Raw genomic sequence first — 12,180 nt, 5'->3', positions numbered from 1 at the left:
GCGTTGAGCTATCCTGTTCTGGACGCGTGACAGAAAGGATCTTCGATGCCCAACCGAGAAGTTCTAAAACTCCATGCCGGTCTGGTGGACCGGATGGCCTCCAAACTGGGGGTGGATTTGCAAGAGGCGGCTATCGGTGGCGACGTGTCGATCGACCAGTTGTCCGACGCTGTACTGAATTGCACGGACTGCCCGAACCCCGGTCATTGCCTACGTTTTCTGAACCAGCCCGCCTTGGTGACCCGAACGCCGGAGTACTGTCGTAACCAGGAACTGCTCGGTAAACTTGCCACCTAACTACCGGAGAACTCGATGCCGCATCTCGGAGAGATCATGACCCATCTGCGTCTTGTCCTGCATATGGGACGGTTGACCGGAACGGATATGGTCGAGGCGCACCAGAAAGGGCACCTGACCCAGCAGGACTGGGCGGAGATGATTCAATATTGTAGGGGCTGCAGTTGGGCCAACCGGTGCCCCGACTGGCTGGATCAACATGAAACCGTTGCTGGCGCTCCGCAAACCTGTAAGAACCGACAACGGTTTTCGGCGCTCAAAGCAAGACTAGTGCAGGAAAACGCATGAAACGGGTTGCTCTGGGAGATGTTGAGAAACACTTTTGGCTCAGCCGGTCTGTGGCGAGGTGTATGAATATCTCGCTGACCGAAGCAATGGCCGAAGGTCGGTTGTCACCGGACCGATACGCTGAATTGGTGACACGCTGCCGGGCATCGAACTGCAGTGGCCCATGCGCAATCTGGTTGTCTGAACAACAATCCGAGGCCCACGCGGCCCCGGATTTCTGCGCCAATGCCGATCTGTTGAACGCGCTGAAGTCCTGATCAGACCTTGGAGTGAGTCCCGTCGCACAGCGGTGGATTTGCGCTGTGTTTGCACCCACAGAAAAAGACCTTTTTGCTGCTGTCTGCGGTGTACTTGACCGGTTCGAAGCCGGTCCCCTTGTGCGATCCGTCGCAAAACGGTTGCCGTTTGGATTGGCCGCACGCGCACCAGAAATAGCTTTTTCCTTCGGTTACCTCGACCGGGAAGGGGCCTTTTTGCGCGATGATGGGGCTGTCTGACATGGGGCTACTCCGTCTTTGGCTGATGTAATCCCAAGAGTGTAGACCGATGCGTAGAAAACGGTAGCTTTTGCTCATTAATCCGCTGTTTCTGAGGGGGTTACCAGCGTGGTTCCGCCTTTACTCACAAACCTGTGATTGAATTCGTTGCAATAATACCATCAAGGCCCTATTCTATGCCCGGCCCCGAATTCTTGGGCAATATCAGGAAATTAATAGAGGAACGACGGACATGAAACTAAAATTTGCTGCCGTAGGTGCATTTGCCCTTGTTTTGGCTGCTTGCTCTCAGCAGGAAGAGCCGGCACCGGTATACATCACGCCTGAGTATGACAAATACGGCACGCCGAGCTGCCCGGCAGGGACCGAGTTGGCCACGACTGAAGCTGGTCAGACCGTCTGTAACCCGGTCGCTCAATAAGAACTTCGCGGGCGGCTTATTGCCAAAGCCGCCCGCACAAACATCAGCGACATGGCCGCCGTTGGGCGGTTTTTTCTTGTCTGCCGCGCACTATTCCGGTTTCTGTTTCAGCCATAAAAAGTCGAGGGCAGATGAGAACATTTATTACCCGTCTCAAGGACCGCACCCGTTGGAGCTGGCAGGGCGTCGTCGCCACATGGCATGCAGAATACTCGTTCCGGTCGTGGGTCTGGGCGAACCTTGTGTCCGCAGCATTGGCGCTGTGGTTGCCGTTTGCCGATGGATTACGCGCATTGATACTGGCTTTGGGGCTGCTTGTTCTGGTGACCGAATTGCTCAACACCGCGATTGAGCGTGCCGTTGACCACACCTCAACCGATCACAGCGAACTGGCCGGTCAGGCAAAGGACGCAGCCAGCGCAGCAGTTGCCTTGACGGCTGTTGCCACAGGGGTGGCCTGGATAGTCGGGTTGGTCAGCCTTTTCTGAGGCAAGCCGCAGCTTTCCTACCAGCCAAAGCGGTAACCCTGCCGCTGAATGCCATAGTTTTGTGGAATGTGGTAAGGCGAGGTGTGTCTCTTTGGGAACCCTCGCGCCGAGCGGTGGTGTCGTTTCGTCGGTTTCAGGTAATACGCTTTGGGCTTGGTCTTTTGGTAGTAGACCTTGGGTTTCGCCTTGTGATGATAAATCTTGGCCTTAGGTTGATGAACCCTGGCCTTGGAATGGTAAGCCTTGGGCGCGCCATAGAATCTATGCACGTGGTGCTTGCTGCGAAGATGAAGGCTCAGCTGTTTGGAGCCGATGATAATGAACCCGCCCGAGCTGACGCTATCGGCAATGGCGGGCACAGGACAAAGCTGGGCGGCAAGGATCGCTGCTATGCATTTCAGGCCGAAGGGGCGCGGACAGGACATCGAACCCTCCTTCACACAAGGCGGAATGTCCTTTCATCATCCACGAATCGCGTTGTAAACGCCAATAAACTTGGCTCACGCTTTGTACAGACAGGGTGAATGGATCAGACCAGTTTGCCCCACAGGTCGTATTCGCCGGACTCATCGACCTCGACCGAGACGATATCGCCGGGTTTGAGGGTTTCAAAGCCTTCGTCGATGAACAGATTGCCATCAATTTCGGGCGCGTCCGACTTGGTCCGGCAGGTGGCGGACTCGTCATCGACCTCGTCCACGATTACATTGATCGTCCGGCCAACCTTTGCGGCCAGCTTGGCCTCAGAGATTGCTTGCGCCTTTTCCATGAACCTTTCCCAACGATCCTGCTTGACCTCGGTCGGAACGTGATCAGGCAAGTCGTTCGACCGCGCACCATCCACGTTTTCGTATTGGAAGCACCCCACACGATCCAGTTGCGCCTCGTCCATCCAGTCCAGAAGGGTCTGGAACTCGGCTTCGGTCTCGCCGGGATAGCCAACGATGAAGGTCGACCGCAAGGTGATGTCGGGGCAGGTCGCGCGCCACGCGGCGATTTCGTCCAGCGTCCTGGCGGCCGCAGCAGGGCGGGCCATGCGCTTTAGCACGTCCGGGTGGGCGTGCTGAAAGGGAATATCCAAATAGGGCAGGATGTTGCTGCCCGCATCCGCCATCAGCGGAATCAACTCGCGTACATGCGGGTAGGGGTAGACGTAATGCAACCGGACCCAGGCATCGAGTTGCCCAAGCTCACGCGCGAGATCCGTGATGTGGCTGCGCACCTCACGGTCTTTCCACGGGTTCACATCGTATTTGCGGTCGAGCCCATAGGCCGAGGTGTCCTGCGAGATCACCAGCAATTCACGCACGCCATTGTCGACCAGCTTTTCAGCCTCGCGCAGCACCGCATGAGCCGGACGGCTGACCAGTTTGCCGCGCATGTCCGGGATGATGCAGAACTTGCACTTGTGGTTACAGCCCTCGGAGATTTTTAGGTAGCTGTAATGGCGCGGGGTCAGTTGCACGCTGGCGGCGGGCAGCAGGTCCACGAAGGGGTCTGGGTCGGGTGGAACAGCGATGTGTACAGCATCCAGTACCTGTTCGTACTGATGTGGCCCCGTCACGGCCATGATACGGGGATGATGTTCGCGGATGTAATCCGGCTCGGCCCCCAGACATCCGGTCACGATGACCTTGCCGTTTTCCACTAAAGCTTCACCAATAGCATCCAGAGATTCAGCCTTTGCGCTGTCGAGGAACCCGCAAGTGTTCACAATCACGGCATCAGCCCCGGAGTAATCCGGCGAAATACCGTATCCTTCTGCCCGCAGGCGGGTCAGAATCCGCTCGCTATCGACCAGCGCCTTGGGGCAACCCAGTGACACCATACCAATGGTCGGCTGGTTCAGGCGCGGCGTGTCGGTGATCCGGGCAGTAGGTGCCAGGTCGGGGCGGAGGTTTGGAGGGTTCGAGCTCATGGCGCGGCATATAGTGGGGAAAGCTTCCCCTTGCAAATGGGGGTTAGGCTTTGAATGATCTTTTCAACGCATGCCCAATAAGCGGAGAGCAGAAAAATGAAGTGGCTGTTGCGCATTCTATTCCTGTTTGTGATCGCCTTCGGCCTTGTCATCGGCGTATTGTTGCTGATGCCGGGCGACAAGCTGGCCGCGATCCTGGTAGAACAGGTCAAAAAGGAGACGGGCCGCGAGTTGACCCTGTCCGGGGATGTTAACCTGTCTTTTTGGCCGGTTCTGGGGGTTGAGACCGGCCCTGTTACGTTCGGCAATGCGCCTTGGGCAGGGCCGGACCCGATGCTCAGTGCCGAAAGCCTGGCGGTTGGGGTTGATGCTGCCGGATTGTGGAATGGTGATTTCCGGATACGACGAGTCATTGCAGCCAAGCCGGTCCTACGGTTGGAACTGTCAGACGGGCGTGGGAATTGGGAGCTAAGCGCCCCAAGCCCTCAGCCGACCTCTGGTGGCGGCACTGCATCTTCCGAAGCGACTTCGCAAGGGGTGGTGACTCTGGACCGCTTGGAACTGACCAACGCGCGCCTTCTTTATATCGAGGATGGCACGACGACGTATGATTTTTCGAATGTTGATCTGTCTGCCAACTGGCCTGACCCGACGGCTCCCATGATAATGGAGGCGCGGATGGCCGTTCCGGGCGGCAAGGTGAAGGTGAATTTGGAAATCCCGGACCTGCCCTCCTATGCCTCGGGCGCTGTAACGCCGCTGCAACTGGCCCTGACAGCGCCGGGAGGGGAGTTCGGGTTTGACGGCCGCGTCAACATTGCAGGTGAGATGGACGGCAATCTGGAGGTTAAGACCAAAAGTACAGAAAAGATGCTGGCCGCATTCGGGCAGGACGGTGTTGGTGTGCCACTGGGGTTGGGTCGTGCCGCCGATGTGTCAGGGCATATGACCTATACGGGTGATGGCCGGATATCGTTGCGAAATTTGGTGGCGCAGCTGGATCACAACCGATTCACCGGTGAGGCAGATATCGAGATTTCGGATCCACCCAAAATCACAGCACGGCTGAAGGGCGGCGATATCGACCTGTCCCGCTACAACGACGCACCTGCATCGACCGGGGGTGGATCCGGTAAGACTTCAGCGCCGGAAAGCGGTTGGTCAACCGATCCAATCGATGCTTCAGCCTTGGCCTTGGCGAATGGAGAGATCCGCCTGACGGCTTCATCCATTGCCGTACCAGAGCTGACGTTGGGGCCAAGTGACCTGACGCTCAGCCTTGATCGGTCCCGGGCGGTGCTGCGGATGAGTCCGGCCACTTTGTTTGCGGGTCAGGTGAACGGGCAGGTGGTTGCCAATAACAGGAACGGTCTGTCCGTCGGCGGTAAGCTGAACGCCCAAGGCATCGACCTGCAACAAGCCCTGTCCGCAGTGGCCGGGATAAACCGTTTGACGGGTGCAGCTTCAGGTGAGTTCGAGTTTTTGGGCGTCGGGCAGACCGAGGACCAAATTATGCGATCCCTCAGCGGCCAAGGTAGCCTGAATGTAGGACAGGGTGTAATTTCGGGCTTTGACCTGGACCGCCTGATGGGGCGGGGCAAGGGGGCCGGCGGGACGACGGTGTTCAACAGTCTGACAGCCAGCTTCATCATCGATCAGGGTATTCTGACCAATAATGACTTGTTGATGTCGCTGGATAATTTCCGGGCGGACGGAACCGGGCAGGTCAATATAGGGGCGCAAACGATTGACTATCTGTTCACGCCTACCGCTCTCAGGGCCAATTCCGGGCAGGGCCTGTCGGTACCGGTTCGTGTTGTAGGACCGTGGAGCGATCCGTCCATAAAGCCTGACCTGACCAAAGTGATCGAAGCCGCAGCCGAGGGGCAACTCAAGGATCTGGAAGACGATGCCAAGCAAAAGGTGCTGGACAAGGTCAGCGATGAACTGGGCACCGTGGTGACCGACACCGAAAGTGCCGAGGACGCTTTGAAAAACAAGTTGGAAGAAGAGGCCAGGAAAGGCCTGCTCAAACTATTGGGCGGAGACTAAAACGGGGCGCCCGCAGGCGCCCCAATTCTGTTTCGGATCAGATAGTCTGGTCGTAATCGCCGACGCCGGGTTCGGTACGGATCACGGCATCGATATCGGCGAAGATGGCACGCATTTCGTCTTCACTGTCGCTGCTTTCGCAGACCACAACTAGGTTGGGTGTGTTCGAAGACGCGCGCACCAGACCCCAGCTGCCATTGTCCAGAATGACCCGCGCGCCGTTGACGGTGACGACCTCCTTGATCGCGCGACCCGCAAACGCCTCGCCAGCGTCCGCCTTGGCGACCAGCTTGTCCACCAGTCGCTTGAGAATGTCGTACTTTTCGGTGTCGGCGGCATAGGGAGACATGGTCGGGGTCGACCAGGTTTTCGGAAGCGCCTTGCGCAGGTCCGACATGCTCTTGTCCGGATTGCGATCCATCAGCTTGCAGATTTCAACTGCAACCCGCATGCCGCAGTCGTAACCGCGCCCGATCGGCTCGGCCAGGAAATAATGTCCCGATTTCTCGAACCCGGCCAGAGCGTTGATTTCCTTGACCCGGCGCTTCATGTGGCTGTGACCGGTTTTCCAGTAGTCCGCCTTGACGCCATGCGCCTGCAACTCGGGGTCGCTGGCGAACAGGCCAGTCGATTTCACGTCGGCCACGAAGGTCGCGTTGGGATACAGCTTGGCCAGATCGCGGGCCATGATCACGCCGACCTTGTCGGCAAAAATCTCTTCACCCTCGTCATCCACAACGCCGCAGCGGTCGCCGTCACCATCAAACCCCAGCGCCAGATCGGCGTTGCTGGATTTCACGGTACCGGCCATGTCGTGCAACATCTCCATGGCTTCGGGGTTGGGGTTGTAGTTGGGGAAATTGTAATCCAGCCGGTTGTGGCTTGGCACCACTTCAACGCCCATCCGTTCGAAAATCTCAGGGGCAAAGGCCGAGGCCGTGCCGTTGCCGGTTGCGCATACAACCTTGAGCGGGCGGGACATTTTGAAGTCCCCGACCAGATCGGCGATGTAAGCCTCTTTCACGCCATCGACGAATTCGTACGAGCCGCCCTCGTGCGGAACACCTTCGCCGTTCAGAACGATATCGCGCAGTTCCGACATCTCGTCCGGGCCATGGGTCAGCGGACGGTCAAAGCCCATTTTAACACCGGTCCAGCCGTTCGGATTGTGGCTGGCGGTGACCATGGCCACCGCCGGAACGTCCAGGTGGAATTGGGCGAAATAGGCCATAGGGCTAAGCGCCGGGCCGATATCCTTGACCTGAATACCGGCCTGCATCAGGCCCAGGATCAGCGCGTTCTTGATCGCCAGAGAATAGTCGCGATAGTCGTTGCCGACTGCGATCACAGGCTCGATCCCGCGTCTGCGCATCTGTGTGCCCAGGCCCAGACCCAAAGCCGTCATGCCAGGCAGGTTGATCTCTTCGGGGTATTTCCAGCGGGCGTCGTATTCGCGAAATCCCGTAGGTTTGATCATCGCGTCGCGCAGAAAGCTCCAGGTGTTCGGGGTCACCTCGGGGATGGGTTTGGTCATACTATCGCTCTTAATTAAATCTGAATTGGATTGGCTTTGGCCAATGCATCAAAGCGCATCAATGTGTCAATTAATTGAGGCATTTGGTCCATATAGATCATGTTCGGACCATCGCAAGGCGCGTTGTCCGGGTCCTGATGCGTTTCCATGAACACAGCGCCAGTACCAACGGCGACCGCGGCCCGTGCCATGACCGGAGCGAACTCTCTTTGACCGCCAGACGAACCACCCTGTCCGCCGGGTTGCTGCACCGAATGGGTGGCGTCCATCACCACCGGGTAACCTGTCTGGGCCATCTGCGGCAGCGAACGCATGTCGGCAACCAGCGTATTGTATCCAAACGACGAGCCGCGTTCCGTCAGCAGGATTTTTGTGTTCCCGGTGCTTTCGATCTTGGCCACGATGTTTGGCATTTCCCACGGGGCAAGAAACTGACCCTTCTTGACGTTTATCACAGCACCGGTGTTGCCCGCAGCCAGAAGCATATCGGTTTGGCGGCACAGGAAAGCAGGGATCTGCAGTACATCAACCGCATCGGCTACAATGGCGCACTGGGCCTCGGTGTGAACGTCGGTCAGAACCGGAATGCCCATCGTTTTACGAATGTCGTCCAGAACCTTCAGCCCGGCATCAATCCCCATACCGCGCGCGCCGGACAATGATGTCCGGTTGGCTTTGTCATAAGAGGCCTTGAAGACATACTGCGCACCGGCGGCATCGCAGGCCTCTTTCATTTTACCGGCGATCATCTGGGCATGATCCGCGGTTTCAAGCTGGCAGGGACCGGCAATGATCGTCAGAGGCAGATCATTACCGACCGTGAGATCGGAGATTTTTACATGTTTCATGTGTCTTACGAGGATACCTGTTCACGAAGGACTGACGCGGTAAGCGAGATCATCAGGTAGATACCAGCAAACAACAGGAAAGCCAAAATCGTATTTTCGAACTTGCGCGGATAGGTAGGTTCTTCGCTGGCGACGGGGTTCACCGAAACAGTCAGGTAACGCACTTTGCGGTTTGCCTCGGTACGCGTGGTTTCCATCTGCTCCATTGCGGTTTGCAGCATCATATCGCGTGCCACAAGATCGGCCTGGGCCATCTGAATCCGTACACTCAATCGCGCCAAGGAGTTTTCGCCCGCCGAAACGTCCAGCATTTCTTCGTTCAGCTCAGCCAATACGACCTCAAGCCGTTTGATGTCCGCGCGGACACCGTCAACCTTGGCCTGGTTCGGCCGCAGGTTGTCCAGAAGGGCCGCCAGCTGCAGTTCCTTTTCCTGCAACTCGATTTCGATCGCATTGATCCGCGCCCGCAGGCCGGCCAGGACATTTTCCGGGTCCAGCACTGCCCCCTGCAGCTGCAACTCGATCAATTGTTCCTGCGCTTTTCTGCGTTCTTCCTGCGCCAATTCAAATCCGGCGCGGGCGTCGCGCATCTGGTCTTCACGCTTCAGTTCAGTCAAACCGTTGATGGTTTCCTCGGCGTAGGACAGCAGAAGAGAGGACAGCTCGACCGATATTTCCGGGCTTGGGGCCGCTACCTCCATACGGATGATGCCGTCACTTGGGTCATACCCGATGGTGATCATCCGTTTGTACAGTTTATAGGTATCCTCCAGCGTCGCGTCCTGAGGCAGGCGCTGAATCGGGTCTATCCACTCCTGCTTGAAAATCTCCGAGAAATTGGTGTCGTTCTCAAGCCGGACCAGCGCGTCTTTGGATTCCAGAAATTCCTGTGTGGCGACCGAGTCTTGCGCAGTGGCGTATTGGGTGCCTGCCAGAAACCCGCCAAAGGACGCGCCACCGCCATCTGCCTGCAGGATCGAAAAGGCCGAGTCGCTTGCGTACATCGGTGTCGCTACCCGGTAGAAATAGACGCCGACGATCACGGTCGGAAGCAGAACAAACACCGCCAGCCGAGCAAAAAGCGCAAACAGTTTGCGTCTGCGGCGGCGTGCGATGTCCTTTTGGATTTCACCGATTTCCAGATTGCGCCGTTCCGCAGGGCTCAACTCGGGGCCCGGCAGGGTTTGGGGCGTTTCCTTGACCGTCTGCGGCAGCTGGATGGTGATTTTGTCCCTGGCCTTGTCTTCCACATCTTTTTTTTCGGCCGCCAAGTCCAGCAGATTGGCTCTCTCGAAGGGGTCGATGCCCTTTTGACGCAGCAGTCGCACCGCGTCGTAATCCGACGTCGCCGCAAGGCCGTTTTTCTGGGCCAGGCGCCGCGCTACACGCAGTTGCCGCCCGGTCAGGCCCTCGCGCTTGATCGCATTGATATCGGTCGAGGGCTGAGGATCATTTGCAACCTCAGGTGATTGTGTTGCTTTTCTGATGCGCGAAATAGCATCGGCACGCGCGGCCGCTGAGCTCGCGCCCTGACGGTCGCGTCGCCAGCGGTATTTCTTAGCCTTGGGCTTGGTAGTCATATAGCTGTCGTGCCTCTTCCAAGGTTTCGAACATGTAAAGCTGGCCGTCCAGAAGAACGGCAGCCTGCTGTGCAAATTTCTCAAGAACGGTGGGGCTGTGCGATACAATGACCAGAGTCGTGGTGCGCAACCGCTCTTTCAATATGTCGCCCGCCTTTCGGTTGAATTCCACATCCGTTGTTGCCGGCATCCCTTCGTCAATCAGGTACATGTCGAAATCCAACGCCAACATCAGGGCAAATGTAAAGCGTGCCCGCATACCGGATGAATAGGTTCCAAGCGGTTGGTCGAAGTATTCACCCAGGCCACAGAGCCATTTACAATACGCTTCGACATAATCAGGGTCCATTCCATAGATTTTCGCGATGTAGCGGGCATTTTCCAGGGCGGAAAGTTTCTTTGCCACGCCGCCGGAGAACCCCATTGGGAACGAGATTCGGCAGGATTTGCGGATTACACCCTCGTCGGGTTTTTCCAGTCCGGCCATCATGTTGATCAGCGTGGTCTTGCCGGTGCCATTGGGGGCCAGAATGCCAATCGATCGGCCAAGCTCAATCCGGAACGAGACCCGGTCCAGGATCACCTTGCGGCGTGTCCCGGTCCAGAAGGACTTGCTGACATTCTCGAACTCAAGCATTCAAAGCCTGCTGCTCTTGCATTTGTTGCACCGATCCGGCCGGTGAAGGAACGGAAAACTTACCGATCCATGTTGGCTACATTATGTCGAATTATGAAACAAATGATCAATGCGCGTGAAAGCGACCAATCGGCACTGTAACTAATGCATCGGTTGGACCGGGGCAACGCGTTGACTATCTTTCACTTCGACCGTCAACCAGTTTGATACAGGGAATCTTGCGATCTGATGAATTCGCTGCAGAAAGAGATTGAAGCCTGTCGCATCTGCGCGGACAGATTTCGGGCCACGCAAACCGCGCATGAACCGCGCCCAGTGGTCTGGTTTCGACACGGCACACCGCTGCTGGTTGCAGGGCAGGCGCCGGGCGCGCGGGTCCATGCCTCGGGCCGTCCGTTCACCGACCCGTCCGGCGACCGCTTGCGCGACTGGCTGGGGATCGATGCGGCGGTGTTCTATGACCGTGCCCGTGTGTCGATCGTGCCGATGGCGTTCTGCTTTCCGGGGTATAACGAACGCAAAGCCGACCTGCCGCCTCCGCCGGTCTGTGGGCGAACGTGGCACAACAGGGTGATGGACGAACTGGGGCAGGTACCGTTGACCATTCTGGTCGGTGGTCACGCGCACAAGTACCACCTTGGTGCACGCGGTTCGGTTACGGATACGGTGCAGCGCTGGCAAGACTATGCGCCGCAGGTCTTTCCCTTGCCTCATCCGTCCTGGCGGAATACGGCATGGTTGAAGAAATACCCGTGGTTCGAAACTGAATTGTTGCCGGTTCTGCGCGCGCGGGTGCAAGAGGTTCTGAATGACTGACACAACCGCCCTTGATACCGCCCACGCCGCTATGGAAGCCAATCGACAGGACGATGTAGCGCGGTTGCGCTTCTTCGAACGGCTCGCTGACAGCGAACTGTTTTTGTTGCTGGCCGAAGAGGCACAGGGTGAAAACATCACGCCCGAGCTGTTCGATGTCGCCGATGGCCGGTTCGTTCTGGCCTTCGACCGCGAGGACCGGCTGGCCCGCTTTGCCGAACGCCCGGTGCCCTACGTGGCGCTTTCGGGGCGGGTTCTGTCCGGGATGCTGGCGGGGCAGGAGGTCGGTCTTGGGCTGAACCTAGAGGTCGCGCCGTCCTCGATGCTGATCCCGGCCGAAGCGCTGGGCTGGCTGGCTACAACGCTGGAACATGCGCCGGAAGAGGTGCAGCAACGTCTGGCCGAATTCCTGCCTCCGACCGGCCTGCCGGATGACTTGCTGAAAGCGCTGGACACGAAGCTGGCCACCGCCGTTGGTTTGGCCGAGGCCGCGTTTCTGGTTGGAACTATATCAGAGGATGGAGGCGCGGGGCATTTGCTGGGCATTGTCGGCGCGGTTGAAGGGGCCGAGCCTGCGCTGGCCAAAGCGGCTTCGGAGGCGCTGACCTTTTCCGGTATCGAGGCCGGGGCGATGGATGTCGGGTTCTTTGGCCCGCATGACCCCGCCGCGGCGGCATTGGCACGAGTCGGTCTGAAGTTTGACCTGCCGCAGCCCGAACAAAGGGTAGTTCAACAGATCACACCGGGCCGCGACCCGGACAAGCCGCCAATTCTGAAATAGGCAAACCCCGCAACCCGTTGGGT

Annotated in this window: 15 protein-coding genes; 8 read left to right on the top strand and 7 right to left on the bottom strand. The window is 57.9% G+C overall.

Annotated features, from left to right (window positions below):
- Positions 1–45 precede the first annotated feature (45 nt).
- Genes ACR0IK_RS07530 through ACR0IK_RS07520 form a run of 3 tightly spaced genes read left to right on the top strand, consistent with a single transcriptional unit; the run spans position 46 to position 842 of the window.
- A complete protein-coding gene (locus ACR0IK_RS07530) occupies positions 46–297 on the top strand; it encodes a DUF6455 family protein (RefSeq protein ID WP_480641011.1) in 252 nt (83 codons plus the stop codon).
- A 15-nt stretch (positions 298–312) separates the two neighbouring features.
- Positions 313–585 (top strand): DUF6455 family protein, encoded by a 273-nt coding sequence (locus ACR0IK_RS07525; protein ID WP_480590186.1) that lies wholly within the window; start codon positions 313–315, stop codon positions 583–585.
- A complete protein-coding gene (locus tag ACR0IK_RS07520) occupies positions 582–842 on the top strand; it encodes a DUF6455 family protein (RefSeq protein WP_480590184.1) in 261 nt (86 codons plus the stop codon). Before ACR0IK_RS07525 ends, ACR0IK_RS07520 begins: the two co-directional genes overlap by 4 nt.
- Here the strand turns inward: ACR0IK_RS07520 and ACR0IK_RS07515 are convergent, their stop codons facing one another.
- Entirely contained in the window at positions 843–1,085 is a 243-nt protein-coding gene (locus tag ACR0IK_RS07515; RefSeq protein ID WP_480590182.1) for a CDGSH iron-sulfur domain-containing protein, read from the bottom strand.
- 229 nt (positions 1,086–1,314) lie between these two features.
- Between ACR0IK_RS07515 and ACR0IK_RS07510 the strand changes: the two genes are divergently transcribed.
- Positions 1,315–1,503: a hypothetical protein gene (locus ACR0IK_RS07510; protein ID WP_170325890.1), complete on the top strand. Its 189-nt coding sequence runs from the start codon at positions 1,315–1,317 to the stop codon at positions 1,501–1,503.
- Between the two features lie 131 nt (positions 1,504–1,634).
- Positions 1,635–1,991: a diacylglycerol kinase gene (locus ACR0IK_RS07505; RefSeq protein WP_480641010.1), complete on the top strand. Its 357-nt coding sequence runs from the start codon at positions 1,635–1,637 to the stop codon at positions 1,989–1,991.
- Positions 1,992–2,008: 17 nt separating this feature from the next.
- Here ACR0IK_RS07505 and ACR0IK_RS07500 read toward each other — a convergent pair whose 3' ends face one another.
- Both ACR0IK_RS07500 and rimO read right to left on the bottom strand, forming a co-directional pair.
- Positions 2,009–2,416, bottom strand: coding sequence for a hypothetical protein (locus tag ACR0IK_RS07500; RefSeq protein ID WP_480641009.1), 408 nt, complete (start codon positions 2,414–2,416; stop codon positions 2,009–2,011).
- Positions 2,417–2,520: 104 nt separating this feature from the next.
- Positions 2,521–3,909 carry a 30S ribosomal protein S12 methylthiotransferase RimO gene (rimO, locus tag ACR0IK_RS07495; RefSeq protein ID WP_480590176.1) on the bottom strand — a complete coding sequence of 463 codons (1,389 nt, stop codon included), beginning with the start codon at positions 3,907–3,909 and terminating at the stop codon, positions 2,521–2,523.
- 96 nt (positions 3,910–4,005) lie between these two features.
- On the opposite strand from rimO, the gene ACR0IK_RS07490 reads away from it, so the two are divergent.
- On the top strand, positions 4,006–5,961 hold the full coding sequence (locus tag ACR0IK_RS07490; protein WP_480641008.1) for an AsmA family protein: 1,956 nt from the start codon (positions 4,006–4,008) through the stop codon (positions 5,959–5,961).
- 37 nt (positions 5,962–5,998) lie between these two features.
- On the opposite strand, the gene ACR0IK_RS07485 is transcribed toward ACR0IK_RS07490, so the two are convergent.
- From ACR0IK_RS07485 to ACR0IK_RS07470, 4 genes are read right to left on the bottom strand one after another with little or no spacing between them, the layout of a single operon-like run.
- On the bottom strand, positions 5,999–7,495 hold the full coding sequence (locus ACR0IK_RS07485) for a phosphomannomutase/phosphoglucomutase (RefSeq protein WP_480590172.1): 1,497 nt from the start codon (positions 7,493–7,495) through the stop codon (positions 5,999–6,001).
- A 14-nt stretch (positions 7,496–7,509) separates the two neighbouring features.
- Positions 7,510–8,343 (bottom strand): 3-deoxy-8-phosphooctulonate synthase, encoded by an 834-nt coding sequence (kdsA, locus tag ACR0IK_RS07480; protein WP_480641005.1) that lies wholly within the window; start codon positions 8,341–8,343, stop codon positions 7,510–7,512.
- 5 nt (positions 8,344–8,348) lie between these two features.
- Positions 8,349–9,923 (bottom strand): KpsE/RkpR family capsule polysaccharide export protein, encoded by a 1,575-nt coding sequence (locus ACR0IK_RS07475; RefSeq protein ID WP_480641004.1) that lies wholly within the window; start codon positions 9,921–9,923, stop codon positions 8,349–8,351.
- Positions 9,901–10,560 carry an ABC transporter ATP-binding protein gene (locus ACR0IK_RS07470; protein WP_480590166.1) on the bottom strand — a complete coding sequence of 220 codons (660 nt, stop codon included), beginning with the start codon at positions 10,558–10,560 and terminating at the stop codon, positions 9,901–9,903. The genes ACR0IK_RS07475 and ACR0IK_RS07470 overlap by 23 nt, the downstream gene beginning before the upstream one ends.
- 228 nt (positions 10,561–10,788) lie before the next feature.
- Here ACR0IK_RS07470 and ACR0IK_RS07465 point away from each other — a divergent pair, with 228 nt between their 5' ends.
- Both ACR0IK_RS07465 and ACR0IK_RS07460 read left to right on the top strand, forming a co-directional pair.
- Complete coding sequence (locus ACR0IK_RS07465; protein WP_480641003.1) at positions 10,789–11,376, top strand: uracil-DNA glycosylase family protein; 588 nt, start codon at positions 10,789–10,791, stop codon at positions 11,374–11,376.
- Positions 11,369–12,157 (top strand): SseB family protein, encoded by a 789-nt coding sequence (locus ACR0IK_RS07460; protein WP_480641002.1) that lies wholly within the window; start codon positions 11,369–11,371, stop codon positions 12,155–12,157. Before ACR0IK_RS07465 ends, ACR0IK_RS07460 begins: the two co-directional genes overlap by 8 nt.
- The last annotated feature ends 23 nt before the right edge of the window (positions 12,158–12,180 follow it).

It is taken from the genome of Ruegeria sp. BF7 (assembly GCF_056538605.1).
Note: the sequence above shows the minus strand (reverse complement) of the source record. Positions and strands in the feature narration are given on the sequence as shown.

Bases quoted from the DNA above. Each gene is read 5' to 3' on its own strand.
- ACR0IK_RS07490 (WP_480641008.1), top strand. From the start codon at position 4,006: ATGAAGTGGCTGTTGCGCATTCTATTCCTGTTTGTGATCGCCTTCGGC.
- kdsA (WP_480641005.1), bottom strand. From the start codon at position 8,343: ATGAAACATGTAAAAATCTCCGATCTCACGGTCGGTAATGATCTGCCT.
- ACR0IK_RS07530 (WP_480641011.1), top strand. From the start codon at position 46: ATGCCCAACCGAGAAGTTCTAAAACTCCATGCCGGTCTGGTGGACCGG.
- rimO (WP_480590176.1), bottom strand. From the start codon at position 3,909: ATGAGCTCGAACCCTCCAAACCTCCGCCCCGACCTGGCACCTACTGCC.
- ACR0IK_RS07500 (WP_480641009.1), bottom strand. From the start codon at position 2,416: ATGTCCTGTCCGCGCCCCTTCGGCCTGAAATGCATAGCAGCGATCCTT.
- ACR0IK_RS07520 (WP_480590184.1), top strand. From the start codon at position 582: ATGAAACGGGTTGCTCTGGGAGATGTTGAGAAACACTTTTGGCTCAGC.
- ACR0IK_RS07475 (WP_480641004.1), bottom strand. From the start codon at position 9,923: ATGACTACCAAGCCCAAGGCTAAGAAATACCGCTGGCGACGCGACCGT.
- ACR0IK_RS07470 (WP_480590166.1), bottom strand. From the start codon at position 10,560: ATGCTTGAGTTCGAGAATGTCAGCAAGTCCTTCTGGACCGGGACACGC.
- ACR0IK_RS07525 (WP_480590186.1), top strand. From the start codon at position 313: ATGCCGCATCTCGGAGAGATCATGACCCATCTGCGTCTTGTCCTGCAT.
- ACR0IK_RS07460 (WP_480641002.1), top strand. From the start codon at position 11,369: ATGACTGACACAACCGCCCTTGATACCGCCCACGCCGCTATGGAAGCC.
- ACR0IK_RS07485 (WP_480590172.1), bottom strand. From the start codon at position 7,495: ATGACCAAACCCATCCCCGAGGTGACCCCGAACACCTGGAGCTTTCTG.
- ACR0IK_RS07465 (WP_480641003.1), top strand. From the start codon at position 10,789: ATGAATTCGCTGCAGAAAGAGATTGAAGCCTGTCGCATCTGCGCGGAC.
- ACR0IK_RS07510 (WP_170325890.1), top strand. From the start codon at position 1,315: ATGAAACTAAAATTTGCTGCCGTAGGTGCATTTGCCCTTGTTTTGGCT.
- ACR0IK_RS07505 (WP_480641010.1), top strand. From the start codon at position 1,635: ATGAGAACATTTATTACCCGTCTCAAGGACCGCACCCGTTGGAGCTGG.
- ACR0IK_RS07515 (WP_480590182.1), bottom strand. From the start codon at position 1,085: ATGTCAGACAGCCCCATCATCGCGCAAAAAGGCCCCTTCCCGGTCGAG.